Genomic DNA, 23823 nt, shown 5'->3' with positions numbered 1-23823 from the left:
TCACTAATACTAAAAGGACAAAAAATATTCGTGTATCCATGACTCAAGAAAAAAAGAAAAGAGATGAAACAACTATTGCTAAAAATGACCGTAGGGATGCTATGTATAACCCTGTTAAGTACAACCCCGGCTCGGGCTGAAGAACCACCAGCTCCTATTGGCATCATACAGGTCATCAAGGCCGGGATCAAAAAGGTGATTAAAGCGATTGACCTGAAAATTCAACGCTTACAGAACAAGACCATCTGGCTGCAAAATGCCCAAAAGACCATTGAAAATACGTTGTCCAAGCTCAAGCTGACCGAGATATCCGAATGGACCGAACGTCAACGAGATTTATATAAAGGCTATTACGAGGAATTGGTCAAGGTTAAATCAGTGATCTCTTATTACCAGCGTATCCGGGACATCACCAACATGCAGGCTGCAATGGTAGACGAATATGGGCGGGTTTGGCGCCTGCTTCAGCAGGATAACCGCTTTAGCCCAGAAGAGCTGGACTATATGGAAAAAGTGTATTCCGGGATGCTGGATGCCAGCCTGCAAAACCTGGACCAGATCTTTTTGATTATCGAAGCCTTTGCCACCCGGATGAGCGATGCTAAACGTCTGGAAATTATAAATCAGGCTGCGGACCGGGGAGAACAGACCTATTTTGACTTAAAGCGATTTAATCGCCAGAATATCCTGCTAAGCCTGCAAAGGGCTAAAAGTGAAAGTGAGGCAGAAGCCGTAAGGCAGCTTTATGGTATTGAAGAATGATAGAAAAGGACAAGTTATGAAAAGGACAAAAACACTATGGGTATTCCTGCTTGTAGGCTTCTTTGCAATAAACACTGCTCGGGCCCAGACTTTTTCCGAATGGTGGCGCCAAAAGAAAGCCCAAAAGAAATACCTCCTTCAGCAAATCGCCGCTTTGCAGGTTTATATCGGCTATGCCCGTAAGGGCTATTCCATTGCCAAAGATGGACTCAATTTTATCGGTGACCTTAAAAACGGGGAAATGAATCTTCATGCGGATTATTTCCGTTCCCTGGGGAAAGTGAATCCCCATATCCGGGAGTATGCCAAAATTGGCGATATCATCGCTTTGGAATACCGAATGGCCGGGGATTATAGCCAAATCTTAAAACAGCTCCGGCAAAGCGATGCTTTTAATAAGGATGAACTGGATTATTTTGTCCGGGTCTTCGGCAAAACCCTGGACTTCTTTTCAGATACCCTGGATGAACTTATCGCAGTCAGTACTGATGGCCATTTGGAAATGACCGATGATGCCCGGCTGGAACGAATTGATCTGCTGTATAAGCGCATGACGGAACATTATACCTTCTTTCGGGTGTTCCGAATGGAATGTACCCTGCTGGCTATGGCCCGTCTCCGGGAAGAAGAGGATACCCGGACCAGCCGCCTGTTGTATAACTTAAAACAATGATATGATGCTACGAAAGATGATAGGTGCCGGGCTGCTATTTTTTAGCTTTTTGGCCCCGATAAAAAGCACTGGCCAATCCAACGAGGTGGCGCAACTACTACTTAACGTGGAAAAACTCACCCAGTTTAAGCAGATCCTTAGTGATATGAAAAAGGGCTATGAGATCCTCAGCAAAGGATACAACACCATCCGCGACCTCTCCCAAGGGAATTTTACGCTACACCAGGTGTTCCTGGATGGACTCCTACAGGTCAGTCCGACGGTCCGGAATTACAAACGGGTCGCCGATATTATCCGGTACCAGGGATTGTTGGTAAAGGAATACAAAGCCGCTTTTTCCCGGTTTCAAAAAGATGGCAACTTTAACCCGGAAAAATTGGCTTATTTAAAAAAGGTTTATGACCGGCTCTTTAAGGAAAGCCTGCAAAACCTGGATGACCTGGCCACGGTCCTCACCGCTAACAAGCTCCGGATGTCGGATGATGAACGATTGAAAGCCATTGACGGCATCTTTGCTGATATGGAAGATAAACTGGAATTCCTCCGATATTTTAACAACAAGACCACCGTACTGGCCATTCAAAGGGCCCGGGAATACCAGGACACCAAGACACTGGAACTTATCTATGGATTACCAGAGCCTGGACATTAGGCCTTAATACAAAACCCTTATGAAAAGATTGATTCGAATATCAGGATTACCTGTAGTAGCCATGTTTATGCCCACATTTAGCGTGGTGGCCCAAGGCAGTGGAAAGATCAGTGGATTACACGGGGTATTGCAGGACCTTTATTCCGAGATGATGCCTTTGTGCAGCCAGCTGATCGGCGTAGGAAGAGGCATTGCCGGTTTTGCGGCCCTTTGGTATATCGCCTCCCGGGTATGGCGGCACTTGGCTAATGCCGAATCCATTGATTTTTATCCCTTGTTCCGGCCCTTTGCCATAGGATTGTGTATTGCTGTTTTTCCTTCGGTGATTGGCCTGATCAACGGGGTGATGCAACCTACTGTGACAGCTACTTCTGCTATGGTGCAGAATTCCGATCAGGCTATTGCCGTGCTATTGGAAAAGAAAGAAGAGGCCATGCGAAAGACCGATGCCTGGAAAGCCTATGTAGGTGTTTCAGGAGAAGGCGACCGTGATGCGTGGTATCGCTATACCCATGACGATGCCGATCCTTCCGAAGAAGGGTTTTGGGAAGGTGTCGGTAATGATATCAAATTTGACTTTATGAAGGATTTCTATCATCTCAAACATTCTGCTAAACAGTGGATGAGCGAAATTCTCCAGGTGGTCTTTGAAGCGGCAGCCTTATGTATCGATACCCTTCGCACCTTTCAGCTTATTGTTTTGGCCATCCTCGGCCCCCTGGTCTTTGGGATCGCAGTCTTTGATGGGTTCCAGCATACCCTGGCCGTATGGATTGCCCGCTATCTCAATGTGTTCCTCTGGCTTCCCATCGCCAACATCTTTGGCAGCCTTTTGGGAAAAATCCAGGAGAAAATGATCGAGCTGGACTTTACCCGGATACAGGAAACCGGCAACACCTTTTTTAACCAATACGATGTGGCGTATTTGATATTCCTGATCATTGGTATTGTAGGTTACTTTACTGTGCCGAGCATGGCCAATTACATCATCCATGCCGGGGGTGGCAGTGCCTTTACCCAAAAGGTGACCAATCTCTTATACGCTTCTTCACGAAAAGTGGTTTCCTCTACCACATCCGGGGCCGGAATGGTCGTGGATGTGATGGGAGATGCCTATGGCAAAATGTCCCAGAGTATGGCCGGGCACGGGGTATCTTCCAACTATTTTGGGGATAATTCCAATGCTTCCGATAAATATATGAAAGATAAGTTGCGAGGTAACAGCTGACGCCCAAGGGATTTAGTATTAAGATGATTTGAAACCTAATGAAGATAGAAAATGATGAGTGAAAAATGTTTCAAAAAGCAAAAAATATTGATACAGCCTTTAAGCAGGTTCGATTGGTCGCTATGGTCGTTATTACAGGCTGTCTACTGATCTGTGGTTTTGTGATATACCAAAGTTATGCCCTGGCATCCGGGATGCAACAGCGAATCTATGTCCTCTCCGGTGAAAAGGTCCTGGAAGCTTTTTCCTCCAGCCGGAAGGAGAATATCCCAGTGGAAGCCAGGGATCATGTGAAGACTTTCCATTATTGGTTCTTTACCCTGGACCCGGACGATAAGTTGATCCGGGAAAATATCACCAAAGCCTTGTACCTGGCTGACGCTTCAGCCAAAAGGCAATACGACAACTTAGAAGAAAAGGGGTATTACGCCCAGATCATGGCCGGAAATGTCAGCCAAACCATTAAAGTGGACAGTGTTAGGGTAGATACCGGGAACCATCCCTATGGCTTTCGTTGTTATGCCACGCAGGAGCTTATCCGAAGGACCAGCATTGTCACCCGGAGCCTGGTCACGGAAGGGGTCTTACGCAATGTGTCCCGGAGTGATAACAACCCGCACGGGTTTTTGATTGAACGTTGGCGGATACTCGAAAACCGGGATATCAAAGTAAAAAACCGTCGATAATCCTCAAAAGAAAAGAATGACAAAAGGAAAAAGGACAGGAAAGGAAAAAGGACTACGTCGGGACGGGCTGGTCTTATGGGGCATCCGGGGATTACTTCGCCTGCAATCCCGGTGGGCAGACTGGATGGAGCGGAAAACGGAAAACATTTCCCCTAAGATGTGGGCCGTTTTGTTGACTGGGTTTGTTATGGTGTCTGTTGGATTTAATGCCTGGTTGATCTGGTATAGCATCTCAGGCAAGGATCGGCAAGAGATTTCCGTGACTCCTGTACAGAAACCCGGATATATCACCAGGCCGGGAAATGAGGTCCTCGACAGTTTGGTGAAGGATAGTCTTTTGAGGAACAATAATAACGAACGACAAAATGATAGAAAATGATGAAACTGAAGAAAAAACAGAAACTCCTGGTGGTTTTGCCACTATTGGCCCTGCCGTTTGTCACCCTGCTGTTCTGGACCATGGGCGGTGGCGGAGGCCCCACTCCCATGGAAAAATGGCAGGGGTTAAACCTGAAACTGCCTGAAGTGAGTCGGGACCAGGACGATCCAAAGGACAAAATGAGCTATTACAAACAGGCGGCTTCCGATTCTGCCAAATGGAAGGAGCAGGCCAAAAACGATCCGTACTATAAGCAGGTTCTCGATGAGAGCATGCCTAAAGGTGAACCCATTTTGCCCGAAGAATGGGAAAAAGAAACAGGTTTAAAACCTGCTGTGATGACCAGCCACCGCGATCCGAATGAAGAAAAGGTCTATCAAAAGCTGGCCGAACTGGAACAAATCCTGGATAGGCCGGATTCATTGGCCACCCCAGCAGAAGCACAACCCCTGGTTATACTAGGGACCGGAGCCTCTCCGGCCGGGGTTTCCCCGGCGGCGGGGGTGAAGGATATAGAGCGATTGGAGCAGATGATGGAACAAATGACCACCCCGGAAACCGAAGACCCGGAATTGCAACAACTCAATCAGATGCTGGAGACCATTTTGGACATCCAGCACCCTGGGCGGGTACAACAAAAACTTGAACAGGCTTCCCGGGAAAACAAGGGACAGGTTTTTGCAGTATCTTCTGTGCCTGAAGAAAATCCTGTATCCCTCTTGGATCAGCAGGATACCCTCCTTGAAGGTGGTACCTCCTTTTACGGACTGGAAGATTTTCCGCGAGAAGATGTTCAGCAAAATGCCGTGGCTGCTGTGATCCATGAAACCCAGTCCTTGATGGCGGGGTCCACCGTCAAACTACGCCTGACCCAGGATATCTATATCGAAGGGGTCCGTATTCCCAAAGGGCATTTTGTATTTGGAACAGCCGAGATCTCCGGGGAACGCCTGGATATTGCTGTAGATGGTATCCGCTATCAAAACTCCTTATTCCCGGTAGAGTTGATCGTGTATAGCATGGATGGTATACAGGGCTTGCATATCCCCGGGGCTATCACCCGCAAGGTGGCCAAGGAATCCGCCGGGCAGGCGGTTCAAGGTTTTGGCCTGACCTCTTTTGATACTTCCCTGGAAGCTCAGGCCGCCAGTGTTGGGATCGAAGCGACACGTAACCTGCTCAGTAATAAAGCGAAACTTATTAAGGTCACCGTCAAGGCCGGGGACCGGGTACTACTCAAGGATAAAAAACAAAAGAACTATTAAAATCAGAAATCATGAAAGCAAATTATCGAGATGTATACATAGGAATGGCCCTGGTGCTTTCCTCATTATTGGGCTTTGCCCATACAGGAACCATTCATACCATTGATGCCTTTCCCATAGCCATTACCACGAACAAAACCACCAACCTGATCTTCCCCTATGAAATACAAAGTGTAGACCGGGGTAGCCGGGAGGTGTTGGTGCAAAAGGCCAAAGGGGTAGAAAACATTTTACAACTCAAAGCTGCCAAAGAGGACATGAAAGAAACCAATCTCACCGTGATTACCACCGATGGCAAATTGTATTCTTTTTTACTCAACTATAACCCCAACCCTGTGGCGCTTAATTACTCCTTTGGAAAACGGGATATTTCCGAGGTGGCTTTTTCCTCCGAAAAAAATAACGAGAGCATCCTAACAAAATACTCGGAAATCGCTTTTGGGAAAAAGAAAAGGCTCAAAGGGATAAAGGATAAAGGCCACGGGATTAAATTGAGATTAAGTGGGCTTTATGTCAAGGACAATGTCATGTATTACCGTTTTCATATCGAAAACAATTCCGATATCCGCTATGATATCGATCAACTTCGATTTTTTGTCCGGGACCGGAAAAAGGCCAAACGTACCACTTATCAAGAACTGGAAGTCGAGCCGCTATACACTTATAAAGATACGGACAAGGTCGAAGGACAGTCGGAACAAACCTTGGTAGTGGCCTTACCCAAACGAACCATGCCTAACCAAAAGTATCTCGCGGTACAGTTGATGGAAGAAAACGGGGGCAGGCATTTAGAGCTCAAAATAAAAAACAGCAAGCTCATACGAGCCACCGTATTGTAGTAAATGATGAATGTTGAACTATAAAATGAAAAGTGATGAACGAGGAAAATTTAAGTTTCTTACAAGAACAAGTCATGTATGCCGGGTTCGGAGATACCCTGGACAACGATTTAAAGGAAAAAATTGCACAGCAACCGGAAACATTTGCTTTGGAGTATCAAACGGAGTACGGTAAGGATAAGGTAGAAGCGGAACTTCATTTCAGCCAGTCCAATAAGGAAGAATATAAGGATATGTATTTTTTTAATTCCTATAAGGTAAAGTTGGAACGGGAAGGTCAGCCGGATATGGAACAACAGTTCTATATCAATAAAGGGGGAAGCATTACCCTGAAAGAAGCTTATAACCTGATGTGTGGCCGGTCCGTCAATAAAAATCTATGGAACAAGACCGGGGAATTGTATAATACCTGGCTCCAGATGGATTTTAAGCAGACCAATGACAAAGGAAACTACGGGCTCAAATACTTTAATGAAAATTACGGCTATGATCTGGATGCCGCCTTGCAAAAATATCCCTTGAAAGAACTGGAAAATGATACCTATAAGGCCAACCTGGTAGAATCTCTTAAAAAGGGAAACCCGGCTTCGGCTACCCTGGTCAAGGAGGGAATGGAAGATCAGAAGGTCTATGTGGTGGCTAACCCTAAGTTTAAATCCGTGACCCTGTATGACAGCAATATGCAACGTTTGGGCCGTAGGAGAAGGGAAAAACTAGATGCTTCAAAGAAGCAGAACCAAAAACAAAACCAGGCCGTGGAGGGGGATGAATCCTCTTCATCGGCTAAAAAGAAACCTTGGAAAAGGGCCAGGGCGGTATAATACTGTCCTGACTCATCCATGAAGAAGCAGGTATGAAAAACGCTGTTATAGAAAATAGGGTGGAAAAAGAGCTGAACGAATGGCTGGTCAGGGAACAGCGGTTTCAAAAACTGTTTTCTTTTTCCGTGGATCGCAACCGGGCGTTTTTAAGGGAAAAGCTACGGTATTACCGTACCCTCCAGGCTAAATACAAGGCCAGGGCCGGACCAAAGGAACAGTTGACCCTGCGTATGATGCGAGAGGAACAACGGGCCATTGAAAAGCAGCTGTATCCTAACCTATGGATACGATTGGGATATAAAGTGTTATCCGGTATCGTACAAGGAGCATCAGCCGACCGGGAACAAAAAAGACAGGCAGCCCATATACAGGACTTAAAGGAATCCTTCCGGAAGTTGGGATTCCCTGAAGTTCCCCTGGACAGGCAAAAATTGAGGGACCATCAAAAAATGATGATTCCGGTTGCCTATGAGGTGGGGGAAAACCAGAGAATGGCCTTCGAGCTAAACTTGGAGAAGGGGGATAAAGGTCAATTTCACCTGGTAGGGTATACGGCATACTTGCAACGAGAAGGAAACACTCCTCTTACTGTAAAGCAACATTTTGAGATTAATAAAGAAAATATCATTACTGCAAAACAAGCCTACAACCTGCTTTCTGGTCGTCCTGTAATGACAGGAACCAAAGAGAACAGGCACTGGGTTCAGCTGGATATTAATGACAGGGATTCTTCTTTTAATTATTGTATACGACGATTTTATACCGGATATGGTTTTGATCTTGAAAAAAAGCTTCGAGAATTGCCTTTAAAAGAACTCAGAACTCCGGAAGAAACCCGGAAACTTATAAAAGCCCTGCAAAATGGAGAGCAGAAAGAAGTAACCTTTATCCAGGGGAACAAACAGCAAAGGATAGTTCTGGAGGTTAATCCCCGGTTTAAATCGCTAAACCTGTTTAATCAAAAAGGAGAAAAGGTTTCCCTGCCCCAGGCTCTAAAGGATAAGGTTTCAAGAAAAACAGGGTTGAGAAAAGGGAAACGGCTGCAAAAAGGACTTCCTGGGAAAGACCGTATTCGGGTTAGAAGAAAGTAATCAAAGCGTAAAACATTTAAAACAAAGCCCGGAATTTGGGCTTTTGATGTTTAAATCACAGGTGAGCAATAAAAGAACGATATATGAAGAGGATGTCACCGGAAAAAGTTGTAAGCATACTTTCGAGTTATGGAGAGGATATTACCCTGGAGGAAGCGGAAACATTGTTAGATTTTTTATACGAATTGGCCTCTATTGCCCTAAGACAATCTTTGTTCAAAAGGAAAGAAGCACAAGGGAATTAATGATAATCTACAATATATCTATTCATGAAAATTCCCAGAAATATAATGGAAATTCATTGTTTTTAAAATTGGAAATCACTAAATTGTAATTTATTCCGCAGCCCTTTAATTTGTTAGGGAAAATCGAATCTATACACTGTTTTAACCCCATTATTGGGGTTGTATTGTTTGTATTAACATTTATGGAATATGGTTATGAAGTGTAAAACGAAGAACATTACCAATGAAAACAGCAGATTTATATATTAGGGTGAGTACAGATGAACAAGCAGACAAAGGGTATTCGCAACGTGACCAGGAAGAGCGTCTGAAAAAGTACTGTCAGATCAATGGTTTCAAGGTAGGAAAGATAATGTTTGAAGATCATTCGGCAAAAACCTTCAATCGTCCCATTTGGCAGAATTACCTGGATTTTCTTAGAAGGCATAGAGGTAAGGGGTCTGATCTGGTATTGTTTACTAAGTGGGATAGATTTAGTAGGAACACAGGCGATGCTTACCAGATGATAAACTGGCTAAGGAGAATGGAAGTGGAACCACAGGCCATTGAACAACCTTTGGATACTTCTATTCCTGAAAACAAATTGATGTTGGCTATTTATCTTGCAACACCCGAGGTAGAAAATGACCGTAGGGGATTAAATATTTTTCACGGTATTCGTCGGGCTAAGAAAGAAGGTCGATGGACAGGAATAGCCCCACCCGGGTATATTAACCGTCAAGAAGGTTCCCGAAAATATATTGATCTAAAGGAGCCTGATGCCAGTATAATCGAATGGGTATTTGAAATGATCGTAAAAGGCAGGTATGTAACCAACGAATTATGGAGAATGGCCCAGGAAAAAGGACTAAAGATTTCCCGATCACGTTTCCATGAAATGGTTCGTAATCCAGTATATTGTGGCAAAGTCATTGTCCCGGCCTATAAGGATGAGGAGAGTAGATGGGCAGAAGGGCAACACCAACCGATTATCTCTGAACACATTTTTTGGCAGGTCCAGGATAGATTAAAGGGATGGGGAAGGAAAACCTGTACCAAGAGAGTGTCTCATGATCGGTTGCCTTTACGAGGGTTTTTGATCTGCCCGGATTGTGGGAAAATATTAACTGGAAGTGCTTCTAAAGGGCGTTCGGGATATTACTATTACTATCATTGTGCGGCTCCTTGTCGTGCACGTTTTAAAGCCGATAATGCCAATCAGCTTTTCCTTAATGAACTAAAAAAAATGAAACCAAAGCCGGGACGAGTGGAGGTATTTAAAAAGGTATTAAAGAACCTGTATAATTCACAAACTGATCATATTAAAATAGATAGGAGGAACCTATTAGATCGGATAAATAAAGAAACTGACAGGTTAAGCAAGGCAAGAGAACTTCTTATAAAAGGAAGTATTGATGGAGAAGATTACAAGGAAATTAAAACAGAAAGCAATCGAAAAATCGATGAAATGGAAAAGCGGTTATCTGCTTTGGGATCAGCGCCTGAAAAGGACATGGAAACAATTATAGATAAAGCAGTACATAGTCTCTGTAACCTCGACGAGCTCTATGAAAATGAGGATATAGAGGTCAAACGCAAAATTATTGGTTCGATATACCCTGAAAATCTAGTGATTTCAGAAACTGGTTGTCGAACCGCCCGGCTCAATAAAGCGATTGAGCTTATGTGTTTGATAAACAATAACTTAAAAGGTTGTAAAAAAGAAAAAGACGCTCATTTTGAGCGTCTTTCCCGGTACGTGGTACCTCCAGGAATCGAACCAGGGACACATGGATTTTCAGTCCATTGCTCTACCAACTGAGCTAAGGTACCGGCTGTTAATTGCGGCTGCAAATATAGGGGCAAAATTAAATATTGCAAAACAAAAACGCAAAAAAAACTCTTTTGTAAATTTACATCCTTAATTTTGATTATGACCTTAGCTGTAGACGCCGGAAATACCCTGGTAAAAATTGCTGTTTTTCAGTCAGATGACGTTTTGTATGCCGAAAAGTTTCCTGCCGGAGACTTCCTGAAAAAAAATTCGGAGATTCTGGAAAAATATCCTTCGGTGACCGATATGATCGTCGCCTCCGTAGCTGATATTGCCGAAAATGACCTTCGGGCCCTGGCAAAAAAAGTACGTTTACATATCCTGGGAAACTTGCCCGTACTCCCTTTCAGTAACAGGTATGCCACTCCGGAAACTTTGGGAGCGGACCGGGTGGCACTTGTCAGTGCCGCATCCAGGACATACCCGGGGAGGAATGTTCTGGTCATCGATTCCGGGACCTGTATAACCTATGATTTTCTGAACGAAAAGAACGAATATCTCGGCGGGGCCATTTCTCCCGGTATCCGGATGAGGTATAAGGCCTTGCATACGTTTACCGCTAAATTACCGTTAATAGATGCTGACCGGCTGGGAGATGTTATAGGCAATTCCACGGCCACAAGTATCTCATCCGGAGTGCTGAATGGTGTTGTAAATGAAATAGATGGGATTATTGCACAATACCGGCAACGATTTCAACATTTAACAGTTATTTTAACGGGCGGGGACCTGGATTTTTTGTCAAAACAATTAAAAAGTAGCATATTTGCCAATCCGAATTTCCTCCTGGAGGGGTTGAATTTTATTATGGAACTCAATAAGAACCAATGATCAGAAAGATATTTATTGTTTTAGTTGCATGTATTGCCACCAGCGGTTATGCGCAGAGAGGATCGTCTTCACCCTACTCATTTTACGGTATCGGGGACCAGAGATTCAAAGGGACGGCAGAAAACCAGGCCATGGGGGGCATAAGCATTTATTCCGATAGTATTCACCTCAACCTCAATAACCCCGCGGCATACAGCGACCTGCATCTCACAGTATATTCCGTCGGGGGAGCCTATACCAACAAAACCCTCAAAAGTAAAACGCAAAAGGAAAATGCTTCTACGGTCTATTTGGATTACCTGGCGCTGGGATTTCCTTTGATCCGGGGGAAACTCGGGGCAGGATTTGGTTTAATGCCTTATACCTCAGTAGGGTATAACCTGGAAAACAGAACAGAGACCACACTGGACCAGTTTAAAGGAGAAGGAGGGGCCAACAGGGCCTTCCTCTCAGCAGGATACAAGATCACCAATAATTTCAGCCTGGGGGCCACTGCCAATTATAACTTCGGGAAGATCACAAACGAATATCACCGGGTAGTGCAGGATATCCAGCGCCCTACAACAGAGAGCAATACCTCGCAACTGAGCGGGTTCGACTTCAACTTGGCACTGAACTACAAGACCCGACTCAATGATAAGCTGACACTGCGTTCATCTGTAATGTACGCGCCGGAAACCACGCTGACTTCCGAGAATACACGGATCATTTCGGTAACGACTGTGAATCCGAATAACGGACGGATCATAGGGAGGACCGAAAATGTCAATCTGGATTCGTTGGGCCTTAGGAAGGTGGATCTCAACATGCCTGAAAAATTTACGGTAGGTGTCGGAATAGGACAGGAAAGGAAATGGTTTGCAGGTGCCGAGTACGAATGGAAAAAAAGTAGTAAATTTGACAACCCGTTTATTTCGGTAGACGGTGTAAGCTATGACGATGCCACCAGGTTTTCGGCCGGAGGTTTTTTTATACCGGATTACAGTTCCTTTAGTAACTACTGGAAACGAATTGTTTACAGGCTCGGTGTACGTTATGAAGAGACCGGTCTGCGTGTGAAAAATGTACCGCTGAACGACTTTGGCATATCTTTTGGTCTGGGTTTACCGTTAGGAGCCCCAATCCCTACCACGAACTCATTACAATATGCAGGAATGTTTTCCAATATCAACGTAGGTGTCGAACTCGGACGAAGAGGGACCACCACGTATGGCAGGATACAGGAAGACTATTTAAAAGTGAACATCAGTTTGTCTCTCAATGACAAATGGTTTGTAAAGAGAAAGTATGATTAACCACAATAAATTCTAAAAAAATGAAAAAGAAGGGTACATTATTTTTATTTGGTTTGGTTGGGGGCGTTGGTTTTGCTTTCGCACAGGCGCAAAACCCGGAATGTATGACAAACTTGTCCGTATTCGGAGAACACGCTAAGGTGAAGAATTACGACGCAGCATATGAGCCTTGGAAAATGGTGTTTGACAATTGCCCGGAGATACACCCGGCAACTTATATATATGGAGAACGTATCTTAAAAGATAAGATAAAAAAGACTTCCGGAGAGGAGCAAAAAGGATATATCAATACGCTGATGTCCGTTTACGACGGTGAGTTGAAATACTTCCCGAAACGATACAGCAAGGCCGATGTGCTTGCCAAAAAAGCCTTATTGATGTACGACGAAAAAACAGGAAATAGTAAAGAGATCCTGGGGCTGCTCGACGATGCTTTCCAGAACGATCGTGAGAACTTTAGCAATCCTAAAGCGCTTTACCTCTACTTTTCTCTCGTTGTAGACGAGTATGAGGCCGGGAATAAAGACCTGCAGGAAGTATTTGATACTTACGATGCAGTGAACGAACGAATTGACGGCGAGCTGGCAGGCCTTTCCAAAGTACTCGACCAGTATGTGGCCAAAGAAGAAGCCGGAGAAACGCTTGGCGCCAAAGACAAGCAAAAGTTTAATAATGCCAAGATCAATACCGAATCTTACGGCAAGATCGGTGGTAGTATAGATTCCAAGCTGGGTAGCCTGGCAGATTGTGAAAACCTGATCCCCCTGTTGCAAAAGAATTTCGAAGCCAAGAAGAACGATGCGCAATGGCTTAAGCGATCTGCCGGAAGGATGGACGCCAAAGAGTGTTCAGACGATCCTATGTTTATCAAACTCGTAGAAGCACTGCACGCCATAGAGCCGTCTTCCAAGTCTGCTTATTACCTCGGGGTGCTCAATGATAAGAAAGGAAGTTCTTCAGACGCGATCAAATATTATAACGAAGCCGTAAGCCTGGAAAAAGATTCTTACAAAAAAGCCGATATCCTTTTCAAGATCGGAGTAAAATATAAACAGGCAGGAAAAGGTACCACAGCCTACAAGTACTTTAAGCAAGTACTGGATGTTCAGCCTTCCAACGGAAAAGCCTATTTACAGATCGCTAACCTGTATGCCAACAGCGCCAACCAATGTGGTAGTACTGCTTTCGAAAAAAGAGCAGTTTACTGGAAAGCAGCACAAATGGCCAGGAAAGCCGCTCAGGTAGACCCTTCAGTAAAATCGCATGCGTCACAGACTGCAGCCAGCTACGAAGGAAGAGCGCCCAGCAAACAGGATATCTTTAGCTCAGGAATGAGCGGTAAGACAATTCAATTCAATTGCTGGATAGGTGGAAGTGTAAAAGTTCCCAGCATCTAGTAAACCGGAAAGTGAAACAAAGGTTGAATCATATTTTAAAACGCATTGTCACAGCTTTTGCTGTGGCAATGTTTTTTTCATGCAATTCCAGTTTTGAGGATATCCGCAAAATAGACGAACCCCAACGCTTCCCCGTAGGTGTTGCAGAGAACTTTCGTCTAATCTACACCGATTCCGCCCGTATCAAAGCCACATTGACCAGTTCGCTGAGTAAAGACTTTTCCAACCAGGAATTTCCGTACCAGGAATTTCCCGAAGGCCTTAAAGTGGATTTTTTTGACAAAGACAAAAACAAAAGCACCGTCACCGCCGATTACGGTATCATTTACCAGGCTACCGATATGACCGACCTTCGCGGTAATGTAATACTTCATACCCATGACGGAAAAAAACTGGAAACATCACAACTCTACTGGGATCAGAAAAATAAATGGGTGTTTACCAAAGAAAGGTTTATCTACACCAATCCCGAAGACGGGACTATAATGAATGGAGAAGGTATAGAGTTCAGTCAGGATTTTGACGAAGGGAAGGGCCAGGTAAGAGCCTATAAGGTAGACGGGGTAAAGGACATAGAAGTGTCTGAAGAAGATAGTCTGGAAAACATTGAGCCTTCCGGAGAGAACGAAGGGTAAAACCGGGACTGTTGGTATTCGATGATCGGTATAGATCACAGAATATTAACCCCTGACCACCAAATACTGATTACTGAATACCGATCACCGAATACCGATTTCCCACCGCTTTGTATATCTTTGTGTAACAACTGTGTATTTTTTATACATTTTAGCAATACGAAAATTTTGGATCGAATGAAGTTATTTAGAATTACCGAAATCGTTTACCTGGTGGTTGCCGTACTATCTGTTGTGGAAGTGATCAGAAAGTGGGATGTGGACAGGAGCAGGGCCTACCTCTTTCTTTTTTTTGCCGTGGTATCCATTCTTATGTATTTTTTTCGCAGGTACTACCGAAAGAGGTTCGAGCAAAGGAAAAATAACGATGATCGCCGGTAAAAGAACCGGCCCGAGAACAGAATGCTTTTGCTAACTATGGACTATACCATCATAATCATCGTCGTTTCACTGCTGTTTTCCGCTTTTTTTTCCGGAATGGAGATCGCCTACGTATCTTCCAATAAAATACATATAGAAATAGAAAAGAAGCAGGAAGGCTGGCTGGCCAAAGTACTCACAAAACTTACGGTAAAGCCCTCCAAGTTCATCGCCACCATGCTTGTGGGTAATAATATTGCCCTGGTGGTGTATGGTTTTTATATGGGCGAACTTATTGTAAGCAGAATATACCCGGGTTATATGGGTGCGGGCGAACTTCCGCTGCGGATCATCCTTGTACAGACCCTGATCTCTACATTTGTCATTCTCATTACCGGCGAATTTCTGCCCAAGGTGTTCTTCCAGGTATATGCCAATAAACTATTGCGGGTATTTGCCTTTCCTGCATATATTTTTTATATGCTGTTCTCTTTTATCTCCGAACTGGTGATCCGCATATCCGACTTTATCCTGAAGGCCTTTTTTAAGACCAAAGGCGACGAAGTACAGCTTACCTTCAGCAAAGTGGAACTGGGCGATTACATTTCCGAACAGATGGAGGCAGTAGAAGACGAAGACGAGATCGACTCCGAGATACAGATTTTTCAGAATGCCCTCGAGTTCTCCGATGTAAAAGCCCGGGAAGTGATGGTCCCCCGGACGGAGATTGTAGCGGTGGAACTGCACGAATCGCCGAAAAGCCTGGTAAAATTGTTTACCGAAACCGGATATTCCAAAATACTGATATACAAGGATACCATAGACAATATTATAGGATATGTGCATTCCTTTGAGCTGTTCAAAAAACCGAGAAGTATAAAAAATGTGATGCTTCCCGTGGAATTTGTACCGGAAACCATGCTTATTAACGATATACTCGGCAGTCTTACCAAAAAGCGAAAAAGTATAGCCGTGGTGCTGGATGAATACGGGGGGACTTCCGGTATACTCACCGTGGAGGACATCGTTGAAGAGCTGTTCGGGGAGATCGAAGATGAACACGATACCGTGGCGTTGTATGAAGAACAGATCGGCGAAAAGGAATTTAAGTTTTCTGCCCGGCTCGAAGTGGATTATATCAATGAAGAGTACAAGCTGGAACTCCCCGAAAACGAGAATTACGAAACACTGGGAGGACTTATCGTTAACTATATCGGGGAGATCCCCGGAAAAGGCGAGGAAGTGGTTATAGGAGACTACCACTTTACCATCCTGGAAGTAGGCAATACCAAAATAGACCTCGTACAACTGGAAATCGTCGAAGAAGAATAGCCTCATACCAGTCCTTTCCCAGATTATCAAATACCGATTACTACCCTTACCCCGCAGAACCATGCAGTCGTAGTATGATCTTTTCTGTAAAATGATGCATCTGCCCTGATAAAAAAGGACACCGGGTTTTAATTATTGCAAAAAAATGGTATTTTCGCGAACTGAATTTTATAACTTTAACGACAAATGGCAGTTCTTGAAAACATAAGAAAGCGTTCGCTGATACTTATCCTGGTTATCGGCCTGGCATTATTTTCCTTTGTTATTTCCGACCTGTTCCGGAATGGAGGAGGTATCGGAAGTAATACTTCTTCGGTTGGGGAGGTAAATGGAGAAACATTGCCCAGGGCGGAATTTGCGGATGAGGTGGAATATTTTTCACGCCAATACGGAGAAAGGGCCTCTACGGTTCAGGTGGTAAACCAGGTATGGGAAAGACAGCTACGCAGCAAGTTGCTCGACCAGCAATGTGAGGAACTGGGGATAAACATAGAAAAAGACCAGATTATCAATGTTGTAAAAAGCAATCCGGCCTTTGCACAGGACACTACTTTTCAGAACGAAGCCGGAGTATTTGACGATCAGAAGTTCATAGAGTTTATAGCTGACCTCAGGCTGAACAATCCTGCCGCCTATGAGCAATGGAAACTCCAGGAAGATGCCCTTATAAAATCGGCTATGGAACAAACCTATCTCAACCTTATCAAGGCCGGGGTGGGAGCGACGCAGAAAGAAGGAGAACTCGCCTATAAACTCGAAAACGACAAAGTAGACATAAAGTATGTAAAAGTTCCATACAGCACTGTCGCAGATAGCCTGGTAACAGTTTCAACAAGTGAGGTGCAAAAATATATAGACGGGCACAAGGAAGAATACAAGGATGAGGCATCCCGGGATATTCAATATGTGTATTTCGCAGAAAAGCCCTCTGAAGAAGACGAAACTGAGATCAGGGAAGGCGTTGCCGGCCTTCTCGATAACAGGGTAGAATACAACAATACCACAGAAAAGAACGATACCGTTCCCGGCTTCCGGACCACTACGGATGTAGAAGGGTTTGTAAATGCCAATTCCGATATTAAGTTCGATTCCACTTATGTGGCCAAGGCCAGTCTGCCGGCTTCAGTAGCCGATACCCTTTTTAACCTGGGTGCAGGTGAGGTATACGGTCCGTATAAAGACAATGGTTACTACAAATTGTCAAGGATGCTGAACAGAAAAGCCAACGGAAGTGCTAAAGCGAGTCATATACTAATACAGTATGTGGGTTCTGCAAGGGCCAATCCCGATGTAACCAGAAGTAAAGAAGAAGCCGGAGCCAAAGCAAAAGAAGTTTTAGCCGAGGTGCAGAAAAGCGATGCCGATTTTGCCGCCCTGGCGAGGGAAAACTCAGATGGCCCCACAGGACCCAGGGGAGGAGACCTCGGATACTTTACCGCAGGCCAGATGGCAAAGCCCTTTAACGATTTTGTATTTGCCAATCCCACAGGAAAAATAGGAATGGTTGAGACAGATTTTGGCTTTCATGTAATAAAAGTAGAGGATAAAAGAGATGTGGTACAGATCGCTACGATAGCCCGGGAGATAGAACCTTCTGAAAAAACGATGAACGATCTCTTTACCGAGGCGACAAAGTTCGAAATGGAAGCCACGGACGGCAACTTTACCGAAGTGGCTAAGGAAAAGAGCTTGCAGATACGCCCGGTAAAGAACCTCAAGGCCATGGATGAACAACTGATCGGTATTGGAAATCAGAGATCGGTGGTACAATGGGCCTTCAAAGATGAGACCGAAGATGGAGATATCAAGCGTTTTGATGTGGCGTCCGGATATATCATCGCACAGCTTACCAATAAACGAAAAAAAGGTGTGGCCAAGGCAAAAGACGTATCTGCTGTGGTAACCCCTATTATCCGGAAACAAAAGAAGGCCAGGTGGATCGAAGAAAACAGCAATACTTCATCCCTGGAGGAATTTGCCAAATCCAACAAAGTGAATGTAGCCTCCGCAACCGGTGTTAATATGAAGAGCCCGTCTATCAGCGGTGCAGGAAGGGAGCCGAAAGTGGTAGGAGCTGCTTTTGCCCTTGAAGAAGGAGTTACCTCCGGGGTTATAGAAGGACGTGATGGTGCCTATATGGTCAGGGTTACTAAAAAGACCAATGCATCTCCCCTGGATAACTATGGCACTTATGCGAATACCCTGAAATCTACGAACAGAAGTTCGGCAGATGTCAGAGTGTTCAATGCGCTCAAGGAGTCTGCCGATATAGAAGACAACAGGGCCATGTTCTATTAGAAAAAAAACAGATAAAATGATAAAAACCTTCCGTCAACAATGGCGGAAGGTTTTTTTATTTGGATAAAATACAGAAAATCATCTATTTTTATAGTGATGTCCCACAAGCCCGGGAAAATAAAGCTAAAAATGGATGATCGTCCCGAACAACAGCATATCACCGTCAGGAAGCTGCACGCTACGGAAAAACAATTGATATCCAGGATTGCAGACTGGTATGCGGCGGAGTGGAGTACTCCGGTAGAGAAAACTTTAAGGAGGCTTACTGCTAAACCCGGAGAGGATGTACTTTTTCAGCTGGTCCTGGAAATTAAAGGCAGGGTGATCGCTACGGGCGGGCTTGCCCGTAAAGTGAACCTGCTGAAGGTCCATGAAAGGTTTAAGGCGTATAGCCCGTGGGTGGCCCTGCTGTATACCGAAAAGAGCTACAGGGGCATGGGGCAAATACTGTTGGATGAAATAGAACGCCTCGCCAAAAAAGAAGGATTTTCCTCGATCTATACCTATACTTTTACAGCTGAATCTCTCTATGCCGGGTCCGGATGGAAACCGTTGGCCAGGGTCCCTTATAAAGGCGAGGACACCGTGGTGATGGAAAAAAGCCTGTAAACAACAACTGGTTGTTCAGATAAAGACTCCGTACGGGCCCTGGTAAAGAACAAAATCCTGTTTTTATCGTTTATTAACTATTTTTATAGTTGTATAACTAAAAAAATAGTTATATGTTTGTATAGTGCTTTGATCATCCTGTAAAATCCAATTAAAGAACAAGTCATGCAGAAACTGACCAATAAAGAAGAAGAAGTAATGAAAATGCTTTGGAAGCTCGAAAAGGCCTTTGTAAAAGATATCCTGGCCGAATTCGGGGATAATAAGCCACACTATAACACGCTCTCTACCATAATCCGTAACCTGGAGGAAAAGGGGTATGTGGGGCATGTAGCTTATGGCAATACCTATCAGTACCATCCCATAGTGCAGAAAGAGGAGTACCGCAAAAAATTTATCCACAGTGCTATGACCGATTATTTTAATAACTCCTATAAAAGCCTGGTTTCCTTTTTTGCCGAAGAAGAAAAAATAAGTGCCGAAGAGCTCAGGGAGATCATTCGACGGATCGAAAACAAAAAATAATGGAAGATTTTCTTATTTACACGTTTAAGAGTGCCGGGTTCATCACCTTGTTTTACCTGTGCTACCGGATATTCCTGCACCGGGAGACCTTTTTCAAACTCAACCGTTATTTCCTGCTCACCGGAATGGCCCTGTCCGTAATGCTTCCCTTTTTAACTATTACAAGAATGGTAGAAGGGGCTCCTGTAAACTATATCCCCGCAGGACCAACAGGTAACCCGGATGTCCGGGATATCACTGCCATGCCGGATATATGGAGTGTGATCTTCTGGATCTATATATCCGGAGCAGCTTTCTTTGCAGGCAGGCTCCTGTTGCAATTATGGTCCCTGAAACGATTTCTTTCGGGATGTGAAAAAGACCGGCAGGAGGGTTTTGTACTGGCCGAGACCACCCGTAATACCATGCCGTTTTCCTTTTTTAACCTTATCGTATATAATCCGTCCATGTATACCGATAAAAAAGAACTGAACGCCATCCTGGAACATGAAAAAGTCCATGCATGGCAAAAACATTCCCTGGATATGATCCTTTTGCAGCTGTTTATGGTGTTCCAGTGGTGTAATCCTGTGGTATGGCTGTATAAAAGAATGGTCTCCGCAAACCTGGAATACCTGGCAGACCGTGATGCCGTACGGAAAGGCATAAATAAAAAGGACTATCAGTACCTGTTGTTAGGCCAGACGGAAGCGTATAAAAATTATATAGCTTTAACTAACACATTTTTTAATTCATCCATCAAAAAACGAGTAGTGATGTTAAACAAGAACAATTCAAGCCGAAAACAATTGTGGAAATACGGGGTCGTGATCCCGGTATTGACTGTATTCCTGCTTATTGTAAATACAAAAATAGAAGCGCAGGAAAAGAAAACCCCCTGGAAAGTAAGTGCCGTTGAGGAGACTATTACCGTCACTGACACCGTTCATGTGTCTAAAGATGGTAAACTGCCAATAATAGTTGATGGCAAGTTCGCGGGGGAAGATTTTGATATAAATTCTATAAAGGGGCGTTTGATGAGGGTTATAGAAAATAAGAAGGTGGCTGTTGAAAAGTATGGAGCAAAAGGAAAGAACGGGGTTATAGAGATTTTTACGGAAGAATACCTGAAAAAGAATCCTGAGATGGAATACATGAAATCGGAAGAGCAATACCCCGTCAAATATGACAAAATAAAAAGTTCTTCAGGTGATGATGTGGTAACAGATATAAAAACTTCAAGTCCCTGGAAAGTGAAGGTAGGGGTGCAATCCGTAGATGGTAAACAACCACGGATAGCTGTGAATGGCAAACTGATGAAAAAGGGTTTCGACATTAATACCCTTGATCTGTCCAGGACTGAGAAGACTACCCTTTTTAAGGATAAAGAAGCGATAGAGAAGTATGGGGAAGATGGTGCCGACGGAGTTGTCGAGATCACGATTAAAGAAGAATAACAATCCGGTTCCCGAAGGGATAAGATATTAAAAAAAACACACCAAAGCAGTTTTTTTAATACCTTGTACATATGAAAAAGCAGTTTTTCAAATTCTTAGCCCGGCTGAACAAGGTCATACTCCCGTCTTTCAGCAAAAGACAACTGGATATTGCAAAGGCCAAAAAATGGCAGTTGGCCATCATAGGATGGCGGGCCTATGTCACTAAAAATGCCCTGGATTGAACCGGTTTCGGGAATAACTTAAGTAGTTTCCAGGACCATGTTCCCGTAGGGTATTACGGTGGTGTATCCCTTACTTTTAAAATAGGCTTCCGGGTTGCTTCGTGCCGTGGCCAGGACAAAATCGCCGCCCCAGGCGCCCAGGCTCTTTATTTGTCCGGGATAATCCGGAAACAGCTTTTCCCCGGCTGTGGGAAGTTGTATAAGCGAAGAGATGATCTGTTCGTGGCGTTCCAGGAGCGATTCGAATGCTTCCAATGTGGAACACACCGTGATCTGCCCGGTGATCCCGGAAATTTCTTTTAGGGCTTCTTTTTTATCCGTAGCAATGCTTTTATATCTTTTTATGCCTTCCCGGCTGTCCTGTTTCTGGTTGAGGTGCACAAAGAACAAGTGTTCCCTGAACGGAGGGTTGAAATTTACGGGTTCGGCATCCGGTTTCCGGTCAAGGACCCGGTAGAGCACCGGAGTGTTGTGCCGGGCACAGGCAATATCATACCCGCTTCCCGAAAAAGTACGCCACAGTAATTCATAAGGATCAACCCCTGCCCATTCCGCAATATTGCTGACCAGGGTGGAGGAGGAACCCAGGCCCCAGTTACGGGGAAAGCCGAGTTTGGCAGTGGCCTCATAGCCTTCTGCGCCAACCAGAAAGTCGGGATTCAGTTGTTGTGCAGCGCGGAAGAGTTCCCTGAGCCTTTGGGCTGTTGCGTCCTTTTCTGTTAATAGATCTGAATGTAAGAGGTCTTGCCGGAGATCAAAAGTATGTGCAAACCAGGGATGTCTTTTTTCATCGGTACTGGTCCAGGAGAGTTTCCCTTTTTCTCCCGCTTCTATGGTGAGCGATTGTCCGTAGGAGGTAGGAACAGCAAGGCACAAGGCACCGTCGAGGACTGCGTATTCCCCGGTGAGCAGTAATTTTCCGTTGCTGTAAAAGTGTTTTCTCATATTTGATGGATGATTGATGTCCGATGAAGGATGATTGCTGATCAGTGACCAAAGATACATCGGTCTCCCGACCCTCAACTTCAGACTTCGGACCTCCGACTTCTAACTTTCTTCTACGCTTTTTCCCGCAGTTTGTAAAATGCCTCCGTGACTGAACGGTGTGTTGCTGTTTTGTCTTTGAAATAGTGAACAAAATGTTCTTTTTCTTCCTCAGTAGCATGGAGTTGGTTGAGAATATTGAGCAGGTGCATTTTCATGTGCCCCTTTTGGATACCCGTAGTGACCAGCGAGCGGATGGCGGCAAAATTCTGGGCCAGTCCTGCTACCGCAACAATTTGCATCAGCTCCGGCGCGGAAGGGTTGCCCAGCATTTCGAGGGAGAGTTTTACCAGGGGGTGCAGGCTGGTGAGCCCGCCCACCGTGCCCAGTGCCAGGGGGATCTCTATTTCGAGCCGGAAGGTATCGCCTTCAATAGAAGCTCGGGTGAGGCTGGTGTACCTTCCGTCTTTAGATGCATAAGCATGTATACCGGCTTCTACGGCGCGGAAATCGTTTCCCGTAGCCAGGACTACGGCATCGATGCCGTTCATTACCCCTTTATTGTGGGTTACCGCCCGGTAGGGCTCTATCCTGGCAATTTCTACGGCGCGGACAAATTTATCGGCAAATTCCTGTGGCGGCATATGGTCTTCGTTCAGCTCCACTATCTTGCAGGAAACTTCAGCCCTTACACGGCAATCGGGGACGTAGTTAGACAAAATGCTCATCACTACCTGTATCTGTTTTTCTTCCTCACTGAAAGCCGTATACTCCAATGCTCCGTCCTTAAAGGTTTTGGCAAACTGTTCCAGGCAGGAATTGATAAAATTCGCTCCCATGGCGTCCAGGGTCTCGAAAGTGCAGTGGAGTTGGTAATAGTCTTTCAGTTCATCGGTCTTGTCCCGTAATTCTATCTTGTTAATACCGCCGCCCCTCTTTTCCATGTTTTCACTGAGAGAAGCAGTGTCGCTGAGCAATTTGGGTTTTATATGCTCAAAATAATCCCGGAGCGTATCCGGACGGCCCTTGTATATAAAATGGACCTGTCCTATTTTTTCCGTAGCGATCACTTCTGCCCGGAACCCGCCCCGTTTAGACCAGAACTTGGCCGCTTTTCCTGCCGCAGCAACTACCGAACTTTCCTCTATGGCCATCGGAATGGTATAGAGTTTTTCGTTGATCAGGAAGTTGGGGGCTATACCCAGTGGCAGGTAGTAGTTGGTAATAGTATTCTCTATAAATTCATCGTGCAGCTTCTGGAGTTTTTCGTCGTCGTTCCAATACTTCTTGAAAATGGTCACCGCCTTTCCGGGGTTGGCAAAATAGGCCTTGGACAGCCAGTCTATTTTCTGGTCTTTGGTGAGTTTGGAAAATCCTTCTACGGGTTGCTTCATCTTGGTGAATTACGGTTTTAGATTTACGATTTACGAATGCCATAAATCG

Annotated in this window: 24 protein-coding genes, 1 tRNA gene and 1 pseudogene; 23 read left to right on the top strand and 3 right to left on the bottom strand. The window is 44.7% G+C overall.

Going from position 1 to position 23823, the window contains the following annotated elements; genetic code table 11:
* Window positions 1-63: 63 nt before the first annotated feature.
* The 12 genes and pseudogenes from KN811_RS09580 to KN811_RS21830 form a co-directional block, all read left to right on the top strand.
* Window positions 64-762 (top strand): conjugal transfer protein TraI, encoded by a 699-nt coding sequence (locus tag KN811_RS09580; protein WP_187966718.1) that lies wholly within the window; start codon window positions 64-66, stop codon window positions 760-762.
* A 16-nt stretch (window positions 763-778) separates the two neighbouring features.
* Window positions 779-1435 carry a hypothetical protein gene (locus KN811_RS09575; RefSeq protein WP_187966717.1) on the top strand — a complete coding sequence of 219 codons (657 nt, stop codon included), beginning with the start codon at window positions 779-781 and terminating at the stop codon, window positions 1433-1435.
* A 4-nt stretch (window positions 1436-1439) separates the two neighbouring features.
* Entirely contained in the window at window positions 1440-2087 is a 648-nt protein-coding gene (locus KN811_RS09570) for a TerB family tellurite resistance protein (protein WP_187966731.1), read from the top strand.
* Between the two features lie 19 nt (window positions 2088-2106).
* Window positions 2107-3315 (top strand): conjugative transposon protein TraJ, encoded by a 1209-nt coding sequence (traJ, locus tag KN811_RS09565; protein WP_187966716.1) that lies wholly within the window; start codon window positions 2107-2109, stop codon window positions 3313-3315.
* Window positions 3316-3380: 65 nt separating this feature from the next.
* Window positions 3381-4001 (top strand): conjugative transposon protein TraK, encoded by a 621-nt coding sequence (gene traK / locus KN811_RS09560; protein WP_187966715.1) that lies wholly within the window; start codon window positions 3381-3383, stop codon window positions 3999-4001.
* A gap of 16 nt (window positions 4002-4017) precedes the next feature.
* Window positions 4018-4380: a hypothetical protein gene (locus KN811_RS09555; RefSeq protein ID WP_187966714.1), complete on the top strand. Its 363-nt coding sequence runs from the start codon at window positions 4018-4020 to the stop codon at window positions 4378-4380.
* Window positions 4377-5645, top strand: coding sequence for a conjugative transposon protein TraM (traM, locus tag KN811_RS09550; protein ID WP_187966713.1), 1269 nt, complete (start codon window positions 4377-4379; stop codon window positions 5643-5645). Before KN811_RS09555 ends, traM begins: the two co-directional genes overlap by 4 nt.
* Window positions 5646-5656: 11 nt before the next feature.
* A complete protein-coding gene (traN, locus tag KN811_RS09545) occupies window positions 5657-6484 on the top strand; it encodes a conjugative transposon protein TraN (protein ID WP_247716445.1) in 828 nt (275 codons plus the stop codon).
* A 35-nt stretch (window positions 6485-6519) separates the two neighbouring features.
* A complete protein-coding gene (locus KN811_RS09540) occupies window positions 6520-7305 on the top strand; it encodes a hypothetical protein (protein WP_187966712.1) in 786 nt (261 codons plus the stop codon).
* A 32-nt stretch (window positions 7306-7337) separates the two neighbouring features.
* Window positions 7338-8396 (top strand): hypothetical protein, encoded by a 1059-nt coding sequence (locus KN811_RS09535; protein WP_187966711.1) that lies wholly within the window; start codon window positions 7338-7340, stop codon window positions 8394-8396.
* 83 nt (window positions 8397-8479) lie between these two features.
* A complete protein-coding gene (locus KN811_RS09530; RefSeq protein ID WP_187966710.1) occupies window positions 8480-8641 on the top strand; it encodes a hypothetical protein in 162 nt (53 codons plus the stop codon).
* A gap of 223 nt (window positions 8642-8864) precedes the next feature.
* Window positions 8865-9791, top strand: a pseudogene (locus KN811_RS21830) (recombinase family protein); the annotation flags it as partial.
* 589 nt (window positions 9792-10380) lie between these two features.
* Here KN811_RS21830 and KN811_RS09520 read toward each other — a convergent pair.
* A tRNA-Phe gene (locus tag KN811_RS09520) sits at window positions 10381-10453 on the bottom strand.
* 100 nt (window positions 10454-10553) lie between these two features.
* Here KN811_RS09520 and KN811_RS09515 point away from each other — a divergent pair.
* From KN811_RS09515 to KN811_RS09465, 11 genes are all read left to right on the top strand, one after another.
* On the top strand, window positions 10554-11285 hold the full coding sequence (locus KN811_RS09515; protein WP_187966709.1) for a type III pantothenate kinase: 732 nt from the start codon (window positions 10554-10556) through the stop codon (window positions 11283-11285).
* The gene (gene bamG / locus KN811_RS09510; protein ID WP_187966708.1) at window positions 11282-12580 is read left to right on the top strand and encodes a BamG family beta-barrel-assembly machinery protein; all 1299 of its coding nucleotides are present in this window, start codon (window positions 11282-11284) and stop codon (window positions 12578-12580) included. Before KN811_RS09515 ends, bamG begins: the two co-directional genes overlap by 4 nt.
* Window positions 12581-12684: 104 nt before the next feature.
* Complete coding sequence (locus KN811_RS09505) at window positions 12685-13977, top strand: tetratricopeptide repeat protein (protein WP_247716444.1); 1293 nt, start codon at window positions 12685-12687, stop codon at window positions 13975-13977.
* An 11-nt stretch (window positions 13978-13988) separates the two neighbouring features.
* On the top strand, window positions 13989-14612 hold the full coding sequence (gene lptC, locus KN811_RS09500) for an LPS export ABC transporter periplasmic protein LptC (RefSeq protein ID WP_187966706.1): 624 nt from the start codon (window positions 13989-13991) through the stop codon (window positions 14610-14612).
* 177 nt (window positions 14613-14789) lie between these two features.
* A complete protein-coding gene (locus tag KN811_RS09495) occupies window positions 14790-14993 on the top strand; it encodes a hypothetical protein (protein ID WP_187966705.1) in 204 nt (67 codons plus the stop codon).
* A 36-nt stretch (window positions 14994-15029) separates the two neighbouring features.
* Window positions 15030-16304 carry a hemolysin family protein gene (locus tag KN811_RS09490; RefSeq protein WP_187966704.1) on the top strand — a complete coding sequence of 425 codons (1275 nt, stop codon included), beginning with the start codon at window positions 15030-15032 and terminating at the stop codon, window positions 16302-16304.
* A 186-nt stretch (window positions 16305-16490) separates the two neighbouring features.
* Window positions 16491-18602 carry a peptidylprolyl isomerase gene (locus KN811_RS09485; protein WP_187966703.1) on the top strand — a complete coding sequence of 704 codons (2112 nt, stop codon included), beginning with the start codon at window positions 16491-16493 and terminating at the stop codon, window positions 18600-18602.
* Between the two features lie 129 nt (window positions 18603-18731).
* Entirely contained in the window at window positions 18732-19211 is a 480-nt protein-coding gene (locus tag KN811_RS09480; RefSeq protein ID WP_187966702.1) for a GNAT family N-acetyltransferase, read from the top strand.
* A gap of 165 nt (window positions 19212-19376) precedes the next feature.
* The gene (locus KN811_RS09475) at window positions 19377-19736 is read left to right on the top strand and encodes a BlaI/MecI/CopY family transcriptional regulator (protein ID WP_187966874.1); all 360 of its coding nucleotides are present in this window, start codon (window positions 19377-19379) and stop codon (window positions 19734-19736) included.
* A complete protein-coding gene (locus KN811_RS09470) occupies window positions 19736-21172 on the top strand; it encodes a M56 family metallopeptidase (RefSeq protein ID WP_187966873.1) in 1437 nt (478 codons plus the stop codon). Before KN811_RS09475 ends, KN811_RS09470 begins: the two co-directional genes overlap by 1 nt.
* A 71-nt stretch (window positions 21173-21243) precedes the next feature.
* On the top strand, window positions 21244-21396 hold the full coding sequence (locus KN811_RS09465; protein ID WP_187966872.1) for an SsrA-binding protein: 153 nt from the start codon (window positions 21244-21246) through the stop codon (window positions 21394-21396).
* 18 nt (window positions 21397-21414) lie between these two features.
* On the opposite strand, the gene KN811_RS09460 is transcribed toward KN811_RS09465, so the two are convergent.
* Both KN811_RS09460 and KN811_RS09455 read right to left on the bottom strand, forming a co-directional pair.
* Entirely contained in the window at window positions 21415-22341 is a 927-nt protein-coding gene (locus tag KN811_RS09460; protein WP_187966871.1) for a GYDIA family GHMP kinase, read from the bottom strand.
* Window positions 22342-22454: 113 nt separating this feature from the next.
* Entirely contained in the window at window positions 22455-23774 is a 1320-nt protein-coding gene (locus KN811_RS09455) for a hydroxymethylglutaryl-CoA reductase, degradative (RefSeq protein ID WP_187966870.1), read from the bottom strand.
* Between the last annotated feature and the right edge of the window lie 49 nt (window positions 23775-23823).

Origin of the sequence: Sinomicrobium weinanense (assembly GCF_018863395.1) — a bacterium.
Classification (GTDB): Bacteria; Bacteroidota; Bacteroidia; order Flavobacteriales; family Flavobacteriaceae; genus Sinomicrobium; species Sinomicrobium weinanense.
This window is presented reverse-complemented; position numbering and strand designations above follow the sequence as displayed.